General features: G+C 51.0%; 10 protein-coding genes and 2 tRNA genes. 6 read left to right on the forward strand and 6 right to left on the reverse strand.

All coding sequences use genetic code 11. The annotated features are described in order from the left end of the window. The 4 genes from phoR (at nucleotide 1) to RGU75_RS18125 (ending at nucleotide 2,733) form a co-directional block, all read left to right on the forward strand. The gene (gene phoR, locus RGU75_RS18110) at nucleotides 1–1,350 is read left to right on the forward strand and encodes a phosphate regulon sensor histidine kinase PhoR (RefSeq protein WP_322238355.1); all 1,350 of its coding nucleotides are present in this window, start codon (nucleotides 1–3) and stop codon (nucleotides 1,348–1,350) included. Nucleotides 1,351–1,418: 68 nt separating this feature from the next. Beyond that, a tRNA-Pro gene (locus RGU75_RS18115) sits at nucleotides 1,419–1,495 on the forward strand. A 257-nt stretch (nucleotides 1,496–1,752) separates the two neighbouring features. Beyond that, nucleotides 1,753–1,826: transfer RNA gene (locus RGU75_RS18120), tRNA-Arg, on the forward strand. A 526-nt stretch (nucleotides 1,827–2,352) separates the two neighbouring features. Further along, a complete protein-coding gene (locus RGU75_RS18125; RefSeq protein ID WP_322238357.1) occupies nucleotides 2,353–2,733 on the forward strand; it encodes a hypothetical protein in 381 nt (126 codons plus the stop codon). A gap of 470 nt (nucleotides 2,734–3,203) precedes the next feature. Here RGU75_RS18125 and istB (RGU75_RS18130) read toward each other — a convergent pair whose 3' ends face one another. From istB (RGU75_RS18130) to RGU75_RS18140, 3 genes are all read right to left on the reverse strand, one after another. Next, nucleotides 3,204–4,037, reverse strand: a complete 834-nt coding sequence (gene istB / locus RGU75_RS18130; protein ID WP_322232684.1) for an IS21-like element helper ATPase IstB — start codon at nucleotides 4,035–4,037, stop codon at nucleotides 3,204–3,206. Continuing rightward, nucleotides 4,034–5,569, reverse strand: coding sequence for an IS21 family transposase (istA, locus tag RGU75_RS18135; protein ID WP_322232686.1), 1,536 nt, complete (start codon nucleotides 5,567–5,569; stop codon nucleotides 4,034–4,036). Before istA (RGU75_RS18135) ends, istB (RGU75_RS18130) begins: the two co-directional genes overlap by 4 nt. A gap of 250 nt (nucleotides 5,570–5,819) precedes the next feature. Further along, complete coding sequence (locus RGU75_RS18140) at nucleotides 5,820–6,839, reverse strand: helix-turn-helix domain-containing protein (RefSeq protein WP_322238359.1); 1,020 nt, start codon at nucleotides 6,837–6,839, stop codon at nucleotides 5,820–5,822. A gap of 579 nt (nucleotides 6,840–7,418) precedes the next feature. On the opposite strand from RGU75_RS18140, the gene RGU75_RS18145 reads away from it, so the two are divergent. Next, nucleotides 7,419–7,874: a 2,4'-dihydroxyacetophenone dioxygenase family protein gene (locus tag RGU75_RS18145; protein ID WP_322238362.1), complete on the forward strand. Its 456-nt coding sequence runs from the start codon at nucleotides 7,419–7,421 to the stop codon at nucleotides 7,872–7,874. A gap of 125 nt (nucleotides 7,875–7,999) precedes the next feature. Then, nucleotides 8,000–8,413, forward strand: a complete 414-nt coding sequence (locus RGU75_RS18150) for a nuclear transport factor 2 family protein (RefSeq protein WP_322238364.1) — start codon at nucleotides 8,000–8,002, stop codon at nucleotides 8,411–8,413. 275 nt (nucleotides 8,414–8,688) lie between these two features. Here the strand turns inward: RGU75_RS18150 and RGU75_RS18155 are convergent, their stop codons facing one another. The 3 genes from RGU75_RS18155 to istA (RGU75_RS18165) form a co-directional block, all read right to left on the reverse strand. Then, nucleotides 8,689–9,117 (reverse strand): carboxymuconolactone decarboxylase family protein, encoded by a 429-nt coding sequence (locus RGU75_RS18155; RefSeq protein ID WP_322238366.1) that lies wholly within the window; start codon nucleotides 9,115–9,117, stop codon nucleotides 8,689–8,691. 179 nt (nucleotides 9,118–9,296) lie between these two features. Continuing rightward, nucleotides 9,297–10,067 (reverse strand): IS21-like element helper ATPase IstB, encoded by a 771-nt coding sequence (gene istB, locus RGU75_RS18160; protein WP_322232626.1) that lies wholly within the window; start codon nucleotides 10,065–10,067, stop codon nucleotides 9,297–9,299. 11 nt (nucleotides 10,068–10,078) lie between these two features. After that, nucleotides 10,079–11,602 carry an IS21 family transposase gene (gene istA, locus RGU75_RS18165; protein WP_322240175.1) on the reverse strand — a complete coding sequence of 508 codons (1,524 nt, stop codon included), beginning with the start codon at nucleotides 11,600–11,602 and terminating at the stop codon, nucleotides 10,079–10,081. Nucleotides 11,603–11,760 lie beyond the last annotated feature (158 nt).

Below are 11,760 nucleotides of genomic sequence, written 5' to 3' on the forward strand. Positions count from 1 at the left end.
ATGCCAATACGCACCGATGAAATCCTCGTGAATGTGCAGGAGCGAGCGACGCGTAAAGCCCGTACGTTTTGGGTGCCGACATTATTGCGTTTTGCTTTACTGTGTCTGATCATGTTGGCAATCGGGGCTTCCTACGGTTTGGTAGTGGGGTTGATTTGGTTTGGATTATCTTTAGTCATCCTGCTATTTCTGCAAATTTGGTCGCTATTTCGTATCGAGGAATGGTTGGATCGTCCTTATGGGACGCCGCGTCCAAAAACCTGGGGATTATGGGCGCACTCAACACGACGTTTAGAAAATATTCGCAGAGAAGACGAGCGCTCGCGTGTCGATATGGTGGAATGGCTTGCGCGTTTTCGCCAAGCCATGAGTTTGCTTCCTGACGGTGTGGTGATTGTGGATGGAGTGATGCATTTGGAGTGGTGTAATCCGGCTGCAGAAAAACATTTAGGACTAGATAGAGTGCGCGACGAAGGGCGCCTTCTGACCAATTTGATTCGTGCGCCAGAGTTTGTCAATTACATGTTGTCGGGCAGCTTTGATCAACCACTTCCGTTTGTTCATCACCATCGAAAAATACAACTGCAATTAATATCCTTTGATAATCGACGGCGAATTCTAGTTACGCATGATGTGACACAGGCGGAAAAACTCGAGACCTTGCGTCGTGATTTTATAGCCAATGCGTCGCATGAATTACGAACTCCTTTAACCGTTATCAACGGCTTCCTGGAGCATGCGTTATCCACTGAAATGGATCAGATGACGCGTCAGCGTCAACTACATTTGATGGCGGAACAAGGTCAACGCATGCAGCGTCTTGTCGCTGATATGCTGACTTTAACCAGGCTCGAATCGTTGGTTCAGCAGCCTTCTGGTGATACGGTACGAATCGTCCCGATGCTCAATCATATTCTAGATCAGGCGCGTGCTCTGTCGGAAGGAAAGCATCTGATCACGCTGGAAGCAGATGACATTAATCTCAAAGGCAATCATGACGAACTTGAGAGCGCATTCACTAACTTATTAACGAATGCTGTGCGCTACACACCGAATGGTGGATCAATTCAAGTAACGTGGAAGTTGTTCGGCGAGGGGGCCGCATTGACGGTTCGTGATGACGGCATCGGAATTGCTGAAGAGCATTTAAGTCGCTTAACTGAGCGCTTCTATCGCGTTGATAAAACACGTTCTCGGGTGACGCAGGGTACTGGTCTTGGCCTGGCAATCGTGAAGCACGTTTTGTTGCGGCATCGTGGTCATTTGGTGGTTGCATCTGAACCTGGAAAGGGCAGCTGTTTCAGCGCCATTTTTAAGAGGCCGCAATTGATCTTGTCAGAAGAGCGATAACAAATTTTAATGAAAGTTTGTTTAAACATATTGACCAAAATGATGTTGGCGGGTATGATTCTGTTCTTCGGAGTGTAGCGCAGCCCGGTAGCGCACCTGGTTTGGGACCAGGGGGTCCAAGGTTCGAATCCTTGTACTCCGACCAATTTGAAAGCGGGCTGTCTTAGGACAGCCCGCTTTTTCATTTCAGAATAGATTTATTAGATAAAATGGTTGATTAATATTTATCTGATTTTTTAAAATGGCTTGGAATTTGCTTCACTATAATAGTGAAATAGTGGGCGTTAATAGCTTGTTAAATCGTCTCAATCTTATTGAAACGTTTTATTGCTTCAACATGTATCATTGAGTGAATGTGCGGGTGTTTGTCCTTGCACATTGGAACTGTTAAAGATCATCTATGCGTCGGTAGCTCAGCTGGATAGAGCAATGCCCTTCTAAGGCATGGGTCGGGGGTTCGAGCCCCTCCCGACGCACTTTTCTTAATTCTTATAAATCAAATAGTTAGATATTTCTGATTGGGTCGCAACTTTTTTGTGATTCTTGTGATTCTTCCTGAGCGAATACTTCGTTGATTTCTCTCCAAACATCCGGATTGAGGAGTCGCGTATGAGCGGCCGGTCAAGAACTGGATGACAAGGCCGAAAGCGCGCTTCGTAGTGAGCGATACTATCCGGCGGCCGACAATCAAACGAGGTCTTCGCGCTTGCTGTGGATTCCGCTTGGCTACACCATCGCTTTACGCGCCAAGAAAAAGAACAGGCCCGAATCGCGGATCTGTAAGGCAGATTCAACCGGTCGATGTAACTGCCGAGTTTACGGATACATCAATAAGAAAGTCTCTTCGACGGCGCGGCTGGATCACTTTCTCTCGGAGCAATATATTGCGAAAAATCAAAAGATTACAGTTTTCTCCGTCAACACAGACGAATTTGAGAAAGCCATCGATGGATCCAGGAGGCCGTTCCATCGGGTTCTGGATTGGTTTCACATCGCCATGAAATGTCGTGTGATCGAATATTCGCACTGAAATTTCCAGACTCGTTGGCGCTGAACGGACGCTCCGTACAAGACGAAATTGCGTCGGCCAAATGGCTGACGTGGCATGGCAACGGTTCCGAAGCCGACGAGAGAATCGAGAGCATCCACGCCATGGTCGAGGTGACGGTCGAACATCCAGCGTACTCGACGCTGTGGTGGAATCTTCGTGGAACGTATTGGTACCTGGAATCCAATGGCCAATACCTTGTCGATTATGAGCGGCGCTATCGGCGGGGCATGCCGATCAGAAGCGTCATTGCCGCAATAGCGGCGAGCGAAGTGGTGAGCTTGCGGTGCGCAAAGAAGCGGCAGATGCGCTGGACGAATAAGGATGCACACTAAATTGTTCAGGTTCGAGTCGCGGTGCTAAATGGCGAGCTCAAAATGCGCGAAATGTCTGAACCACGACGATTTACACCATAGGAGAAAAGTAGCGTTCGTTGCAAGCTTGGTGTCTAGCGCTGCCTCCGGTGTTGACTGCTCTCCATCACTCTTCTTGTCTGTATATTGCAGATATTTATATATGAGTGTTGCATCGCCTAATTGAATCCGCCCTGCATTTAATACATGCCGAAAGCTTTGGCAAGTACTTAAATTAATTCGGTCTACAGTAAAAAACTCCGCTAACCGCTAATGTGTCAATGCCGGAGTAAAGATGTACCAAATGGCGCGTTAAAAGTGTACCAATCCGGGTTAATAAATAGAGCCGTTGAGGGCCTGAATTATTCTCTTTTCAATGCACATTTCTATACTCTGCAGAGTTGGGGTGGCGGGCGCAGCGCAGCGTAGCCCGTTCTCTCAAGACGTTGCTTTTACGGGTTGGCCCCTCCTTTTTCAGCAGTGCTGTTTGGTTTGACATTGCGCTGTTGCCGTTTCTTGCTGGTGGCCAATCGATACGATTCGCCGTTCATTTCCAGGATGTGGACGTGATGGGTAAGCCGGTCAAGCAAGGCGCCAGTCAGCCGCTCCGAACCGAGGACGCTGGTCCACTCGTCAAACGGTAAATTCGAGGTCACCAGCGTGGCACCGTGCTCATAGCGTCGGCTAAAGACCTCAAACAACAATTCCGCACCGACCGCTGTGAACGGCACATAGCCCAGTTCATCGATAATCAGTAACTTCACGTTAGTCAGTTGCTTTTGCAAGGCACGCAGTCGTTTCTCGTCACGCGCTTCCATCAGTTCATGGACCAGGGCGGCGGCCGTCGTAAAGGCAACGCTGTGTCCTTTCTGACAGGCAGCTAATCCTAGTGCCAGCGCAGTATGCGTCTTGCCAACACCCGAAGGTCCTAACGCGATGACGTTCTCGCGCTTATCAATCCACTCACAGCGTGTCAGTTCGAGCACCAGGGATTTGTTTAAGGTTGGCATCGCCATGAAGTCGAAGGTATCCAGACTCTTGGTCACCGGAAACCTGGCCAGACGGATGCGCCGCTCCATCGTGCGGCGTTCACGGTCGATACGTTCGAGTTCGCACAACCGTAATAAATAGCGTGGGTAATCTACGCCTTCACGCGCGCAGTCGGCGCCGACCTTCTCATACTCCCGGGCAAAGGTCGGCAGCTTCAGGGCTTTGAAGTGGTTGACCAACAGTACCTGCGGTGCCACCGTGGTGGTCTCGGACAGCGCCGCGCTGTTGGCGTTCATGCGAGGTCTCCGGTAACAGGTTGCGTCAGTAGCGCATTCCCGCTGAGCAAGCTGAGGTAGCTGCCGGCATCGGTCGTGCCGACCGTGGCGTTCGGCAAATACGGATACAGGGTTAAATCCAGCTTGGGTGGTCGTCGTTCGATGGCGCACAATACTAGGTGTTTGATGGCATCAAAGCTGAGCACGCCCAGATGATGGGCCTGGCCAATGGCACGCTCGACTTGCCCGATGCTGAAGGTTTCCAGCAACCGCAGGACCTGGATATATTCCTTGCGCCCACGCTTGTCCATGCGCGCTTCCAGCAGGCGTCGCAATCGCTCGAAGGCCGCTGGTAATGCCCACTCTTGCAGCGGTGCAGCCTGGTCAAGCGCACGCGGCTTCCTCTCCAGCAACGCCAGATAGTGCAGCGGGTTCACCACGAAGTCCGCTTTGGCATAACTGCGACGATGGTGCGCAATGCACTCCGGATTGCCAACCAGATAGATGTCGACCCAGTCGACGGTGCCTTTGACCAGCACCGCCTGATGACCGTATTGCGTCGGTACCGAATAGTCGTTGGTGCGGTAACGGACCAACGATTGCGATGATACCCGGCTGGTTTGCTTGTGACTGGCGTCATAGAGCGTTACCGGCAACGGCATCAATGCCGCCCGGTCATGGATGAGGCGCTGGCCGATGGTGTCAGATTGACCACGCAGCACGGCACGCTGACGTTTCAGGCAGCCGTCCAGCAATTGGCTATTCAATGCAGCGAAGTCATCTGCCACCGGCAATGGCACCATGAAGTGGCGTCGGCTGTAGCCGACCAGTCCTTCCACTTTACCCTTGTCGTTACCTTTGGCGGGACGTCCGAATTTATCATCAAACAAGTAATAACTCTGCAATTCGGCAAAGGCATGGGTCCGTCGGCGCTGGCCATCGCCTAATATCTTGGCCACTGCAATCCTGGTGTTGTCGTACAGAATTGATTGCGGCACGCCACCGAGAAACGCGAAGGCAGCAAGATGACCGTCCAGAAAGGCTTCCGTGTCTTCGGTCGGATACGCCTTGACGAAACACGCATCCGAATGCGGCATGTCCAGGCAGAAATAGTGGAAGCGGACCTTCTTGCCGCCGATGTACCCGTCGGCTTCGCCGAAATCGACCTGGGCATGGCCGGGGCGATGCGCCAGTGGCATGAACACTTCCTTCTGCCGGCTGGCCACACCGTTGACGTACTCGCGCACCAGGGTGTAGCTACCGTCGTAACCATGCTCGTCACGTAATCGTTCGCGGATACGTACCGCCGTATGGCGCTGTTTCACATGGACTTGCTTATCGGCCTCGAGAATGGCGTCGATGATGGCTGCGAACGGTGCCAGCGTCGGAGAGACCGGGGCCGGCGCTCGCCGATATCCCGGCGGTGCCGCGAACTGGCACATCTTCCTGACGGTATTGCGATGGATACCGAAGTAGCGCGCAACCGCACGCTCACTCTTGTTCTCGACCATCACGGCGCGACGTACTTTGACGTATATGTCCACGGGAAACATCCTTTCCGCCTTTCTTATGCACCATCAAGGGCATAAGACTACAGGCTGGGATTGGTACACTTTTAACGCGCCATTCACGGCCGTTTCAAGTGCGCTATCCGGTACATTATTCACGCGGCATTTATACTAATGGGATGCCCGAGCCTTTAAATAGAGAAGAAACTCTGGTGAGTAGAGTTTTCAGCACAAAAGACGAGGATAAAAAAAATCAGCGCAACCGTATGTTCAAGCGGTTGTGGAGGAAAAATTATTAGGTAAATGAAGCAACGGTGTTGTGATCTTGATGCTTTGGTAGGGAATGAGTATCTTGATGATTTCTATAATGCTTCGGGCTACTTCCAAAGTGGAGTTTAAATGCTCGACTAAAATGCGAAGCGTCATTGAATCCCCATTGATACATGATTTCCGACACTTGGCGACCTTTAAGCACTGGGTTAAGGAGAGCCTCTCCGCAACGCTCCAGACGTTGCTCCTGAATCCAGGAAGAAGCACTTTTCCCCGTTTGCTCGAATACCATATGAAGGTAACGCACCGAAATACGATTTGCTTGAGCAATTCGCCCCAAGCTTAAATCTTCTTCTTGAAGGTGATCGAGAATGTAGTTTTGGATGCCTTTCAAGTAACGCTGAGAAAGACCATGTGGTGTCGTCTCTATTTTTTGCGAAAGGGTCGCAGATACTAATTCCAAAGTGACTCGCTTCAAACAGACCGAATCCATAGCATCGAGACTCTCAAATTGATTTGTCATTGACAATATGTGGGAGAAAAGAATGGCCCCGATTCCCGTTTTGCTATCTACCACACTGCCCCTTATGCTCATATCCCGGGGCAGCCGCTCTTTCAAGTGAGCAAACGGAATCATCAAGGTAGCTTTATGTAAGTTCTCCGTTACGATGAATTCAGTTGTCTGGTTGCTGACCCATAGGACAAGATCGCCGGCTCCAAAAGAAAGTGCTTGATCATCTACTTTGAAGTGCTCCATTCCTCTGGTAGTGATTTGAATGCCAAGATATGGCTCATCGTCCCGTTTGATTTCTTGGGAGGTTCGACTTCCGCCGCATGGGCTGCAGATGCATTCGACGAGTTGGATCCCACCGATATCGCGTTGACGCATTTGAGCGGTAAAGTCTGCGGGAACACGTTTATTAACTTTCCAGTCCCGATAGCTTGACGAAAGGGCTATTTGCCAAGCATCAGTGCGGTCACCGATAGCGATGTCGTCAGTCGAGCACCAATGCCCACTTAGAAAATTATAGGAAGGGGATTTCATTTTGTCTCTCTCCAGCGTTTACATCCCTGTCGAGTCTTTGCCCGAACAATTTTTATAAGATGGGGATGTCTACGGTTCAAAAATCTAAAACGGAATTGTTCAGATTTCTTTATACATTGTGATCTCAATATATATTTTATGTTGTGTGGAAGTGCAAATTGAATTGACTTAAAGAGAAATACGAGCTTCCTTAATAGTAAAAATATCAACTTTAATTACATTTTTTTCAATCCTCGTCCTCGAAGAAGAGCAGCGACTGAAGTCGTTAAACGAAAAGTCGTCGTTAGAGCTAGAAAGTTAACACAAACGTATGCTTTATTGCAGCGTGTTGAATCGCAGCATTCAAGAATGCGAAATACTAATATGACGATAAGCGCAAACGCGAACAACTTACTTCTCCCAGAATCAAGTCGCTATGCATTCTGGTACAACGGCTTTTTACCGCGTCTTGCTATGATCACTTCATCACGAATCAATTGTTTATCAAGTTGGCGTTAAAACGAAGTGATACAAATTGAGATCAGTGGAAACGAGGTCATACGACTTTGTCTACATATAATACTGCAGAAGGAGACTGTAATGAATGCACTGACAAACGCAAGTAAAAAAGAAAAGGTAAGGGAAGAATACGTTCAGATGGATGAGGTTGAGTGGAAGCCCTTTCCTGCGGCTTTTTCAACTGGTGGAATCCGCTGGAAGCTACTGCACGTTTCTCCAGAAATGGGTGCCTGGACCGCAATTTTCGATTGCCCCGAAGACTCATCCTTCGCTCCACACTTTCACGTTGGGCCGGGCGAGTACTTCCTGACTAAGGGGCGGATGGATGTCCGTGGCGGCGTCGCAGCTGGCGGTGACACCGCAGTTGCTCCTGGCTATGGTTACGAATCAGCGAATGCGCGTCATGATAAAACTAACTTCCCAGTCGACAGTGAATTTTACATGACCTTTCTAGGTCCCTTAACTTTCATTACACCTGAAGGTGCGCCAATCGCAGTGATCGGTTGGGAAGAAGCCCAAGGCGCCTGGCTTTCATAAAGTCAACCTTAGCAGGGAATCCAAGGTAAAAAATGATCGGTGGATTTTTCTGATCAGACATGAGACTTCCAGTCCTCTTTTTATGCGGCAACCTGTAGTCAAAAAAGACTCCTTACAGAAAGAAGATGATGAATTCAAATATAACGTCGGACCAAGAAAAAGTGGCGGCAATTAAAGAGTCTTCGAAATCGAATTCCGCTATAGCAACGTCGGAGACGGGGACTATTCTCGGGAGTCATCTGGGCGCATTTGCAAAAGGAGTTGATGCAATCATGGTTGACTATACCGAACAATCTTTGGTGATCACCCCAGACAAAACTTATCGTGGATTAAAAGAAATTCATGCGTTTTTCGATGCGTTCCTCAAGGGAGCAGAGTCAGCATTTTGGGATGCATTTAAGATCCGTACACAAATTGTTGACGGTAACGTTGCGTATTTGGTTTGGGAGGCGAAGCCATTCGTTCCAATGGCCACCGATACACTGATAGTTCAAAATAAGAAAATTTTGACGCAAACTTTCACAGCTTTTGCGAATTGATAGCTTTAGTTAAGAAACAGTTATAAAAGGGCTCTGTCGCATCAACAAAAATTGATGAAATGGTATTGAGAAAAGGGTAATCCCTCTGAATTTGGAGGATTCACCCGCACCATTTCCGTAGTATCAATGACGACCGTGGCCCGCTTCTGGTGCTGATAATAACCAGCAAGGCTATAATCAGCAAGCGACAGCACCGCTTCACCGTAAAAGCCTCCTTCGCTATGCTATTAATGAGCTTGTATCTCAGGTCAGTTCGCTAGTAAAGCGACGTTACCTTACATGCTCTTCCACGAGGTTGCTGCCTCGTCAAGTGGTACTTCAAGAGTTTCAAGGAATCGTGCTGTCATCATGTAATGACCAATCAGAAGCGTCAGCTCGGCAATCTGCGTGTCGTTGAAGAATGCCCTCGCTTCAGCGAACGTCGGCGATGAAACTTTTACATTTTTTACACATTCATCAACGAAGCGAAGAATAGACCGCGACCGCGCATCGGGACCGTGACCCTCTTCGATCGCAGCGATGGCGTTATCGTCCCAACCGGCCTGTTGGGCAAGCGGGAGATGCTGCATGCGTTCGTATTGGCTACGGCTTAGTGCGCCTACCCGCAGGATGATCATCTCCCGGTCCTTGTCGTTGATTAAGCCGCGCGGAAAAGATGCGCCGAGAGACAGGTATCCAGCGGTGGCCCCGGTCGTGCGTAGCAAAGCAAGTGTTAGATTCGCAGGGAAACGGTCGAATTGTAGCTTTTGCTCATCCGACAATTTGTCAATTGATGTAAGTGTGATCCTAGGTGCGTATTCTGGTCAACGTGACCGCTCATTCTGGCCGATCGTGACCGCTGCGCCTGCGATGTTGTTACGCGGTTAAATTGTAATGTCTGCGGTCACGATGGGTCGATAGTTTTCTCCTTTTTGCTGGTTTTAGGTCGTTCTGCGCCACGCAGTGAATCGCCGGTCAGTGTCAGCCGATGATTGCGCTGCAGAATGCGGTCCAGGATGGCGTCGGCAATAGTGGCGTCGCCAATCCAGGCATGCCAATGGTCAACAGGAAGTTGACTGGTAATAATCGTCGCTCTGTTTGCCGCCCGGTCGTCAATCATCTCCAGCAAGTCGGAACGGGTCGTGCTGTCGATCGCGCCCATGCCCCAGTCATCAAGTACCAAGACATCGATCTTGGCGAGTTGGAGCAGCCATTTCCCAAAGCTGCCGCTGCCGTGCCGGATGCGTAGTTCTTCCTGTAGACGGGGTACGCGTTGATAAACAGCAGAGTATCCGCGCCGACAGGCGTACTGTGCCAGTGCGCAGGCCAGCCACGATTTGCCAGCACCGGTCGGTCCGGTAATGAGAATGCTGTGGCCAGCACTGACCCAATCTCCCAGCGCCAGACTCATCACTTCACGGCGGTCGATGCCACGCCCCGAGCGGGCATCAATGTCTTCAATCGCCGCTTGTGCGTATTTCAGGTGGGCGTTCTTAAGCAGGCGCAGGAGCTTGCGGTCATTGCGGCAATGGACTTCGCGATCAACCAAGAGTGCCAGACGTTCCTCGAAACTCATCGCCGCCATACTGGCCTGCGTCAATTGTTCCTCCAGTCCGGTCGCTAAGCCATCGAGTTTTAAGGTCCGCAATTGGGCCAGAGTGGTATGCATCATCATCGTTGACATCCTCATTGATAGTAATCAGGGCCACGCACATGGGCATGGTCAGGACTGACCCAATCGCCAACTGGGGCACACGGTGTGCGATCACGGTTATTTTTGAGAATGTCACGGACGTGGCGGTATTGGCAGGCACCGAGCTGTAAGGCCAGCATGCATCCTGCTTCAAGACGTGGCTTGCCGTAGCGCTTGGCCAATGACAGCAGACCAAGACAGGCACGGTAGCCGTGCTCGGGATGTCTGTTCTCGGCCATCAGACGCGTCACCGCCTCCGCTGTCGCCGTACCGATGGTCTGTCCCCAGTGAATCAGTCGCTGTGGCGTCCATTCCAATTGCGCACGATGCGCCACCGGCATATGCAGGGTGTCGGTGGTGAACCCGCCTTCGCCACTGTTGCGCGGATGACTGGCGACACGTTGACCGCGATGCAGGATTTCCACTGTCGTCGCTGTCATCCGGGCTTCCAGCACCTGACCGACCAGGGCTTGCGGCACACTGTAGTGATGGCGGCCGATCTCAACGTGGTAATCGTTATGCACCCTGACAGTCTTGAAATGCGCCATCTCATAACATTGCAATGGCAAAGGCCGTAGCGCCGGGACATCGAGTTGGGCAAACGCACTGGCGCGACTACCGGGTAGCTTCTGAAACGGCTTATCGTTAAGTACGCTCAGCAGCGGTGCGATGGCGACATCGACCTCGTGGACGCTGCTAAATTGCTGATGTCGCAGACGCGCCATGATCCAGCGCTCGACGATCTGCACTGCTGATTCGGCCTTCGCTTTATCCTGAGGATGACGCGGACGGGCTGGCAAGATGGAGGTGCCGTAGTGGCGCGCAAAATCGCGTACGGTGTCGTTACTGCGTGGTTCGTAGCGATTGGCGTCGGCGATCATAGCCTTCGGATTATCGGGAACAATCAACTGCGGTACCCCGCCGAAGAAGCGCAGCGCACGCGCTGTCGAAGTGAGCCAGTCGGCCATCGTCTCACGCGGCGTAGCACAGGCATAGGTGTAGCTCGATGCGCCCAGAGCAGCGACGAAGATGTGGGCACGGCTACCATCAGTGAGACCGATAGTCGGACCAGCATAATCAATGAACAGTTTCTCGCCAGCCCGGTGAATCTGGCGCATAGAGCGTTTGAGCTGTTTGGCAAACTGCCGGTAATTCACGCAGAACTGTGAGTAGGCATAGGTCTGGTGCTGGGCATAATCGGCACGATACTCTTCCCATAGCAACATCAGCGTCATCCCCTTGCGCCGCAGTTCGTGATGCAGCCTGGCGTAATCTGGCTGGACATGGTCTCGGGTCCGTTCTGGCGTGACCAAAAGCCGGTGCGCCAACTCGGTGTCGTCTACATCTTGCACCGCCGACCAGTCCAAACCGGCAACGGCGGCCAGGCCGACATACTTGGTGACGACTCCTTTTGAAATCCCCAGTGCTGCGGCAATCTGCTGGTGCGATAGTTTGGCATCCAGTTTTAAACGTAATACGTCTTTTATCTTACGCATAGTGATCCTTTGTACGGGCACGTTGTCTCCAGACAAACTGGAAGCGTACCCGTTCGGTTGCTCTATGCGTAACATCATCACGGTGCTGTACGACACCATTCCGGTATCGTGACCGATGATTCTGCTATCGTGACCGCCGATTCTGGTCGGGCTTGAAATCGGTCACGATAGACCGGAAT

The organism is Glaciimonas sp. CA11.2, from assembly GCF_034314045.1.
GTDB lineage: Bacteria > Pseudomonadota > Gammaproteobacteria > Burkholderiales > Burkholderiaceae_D > Glaciimonas.

Bases quoted from the DNA above. Each gene is read 5' to 3' on its own strand.
- phoR (WP_322238355.1), top strand. From the start codon at position 1: ATGCCAATACGCACCGATGAAATCCTCGTGAATGTGCAGGAGCGAGCG.
- RGU75_RS18125 (WP_322238357.1), top strand. From the start codon at position 2,353: ATGTCGTGTGATCGAATATTCGCACTGAAATTTCCAGACTCGTTGGCG.
- istB (WP_322232684.1), bottom strand. From the start codon at position 4,037: ATGAACGCCAACAGCGCGGCGCTGTCCGAGACCACCACGGTGGCACCG.
- istA (WP_322232686.1), bottom strand. From the start codon at position 5,569: ATGTTTCCCGTGGACATATACGTCAAAGTACGTCGCGCCGTGATGGTC.
- RGU75_RS18140 (WP_322238359.1), bottom strand. From the start codon at position 6,839: ATGAAATCCCCTTCCTATAATTTTCTAAGTGGGCATTGGTGCTCGACT.
- RGU75_RS18145 (WP_322238362.1), top strand. From the start codon at position 7,419: ATGAATGCACTGACAAACGCAAGTAAAAAAGAAAAGGTAAGGGAAGAA.
- RGU75_RS18150 (WP_322238364.1), top strand. From the start codon at position 8,000: ATGATGAATTCAAATATAACGTCGGACCAAGAAAAAGTGGCGGCAATT.
- istB (WP_322232626.1), bottom strand. From the start codon at position 10,067: ATGATGATGCATACCACTCTGGCCCAATTGCGGACCTTAAAACTCGAT.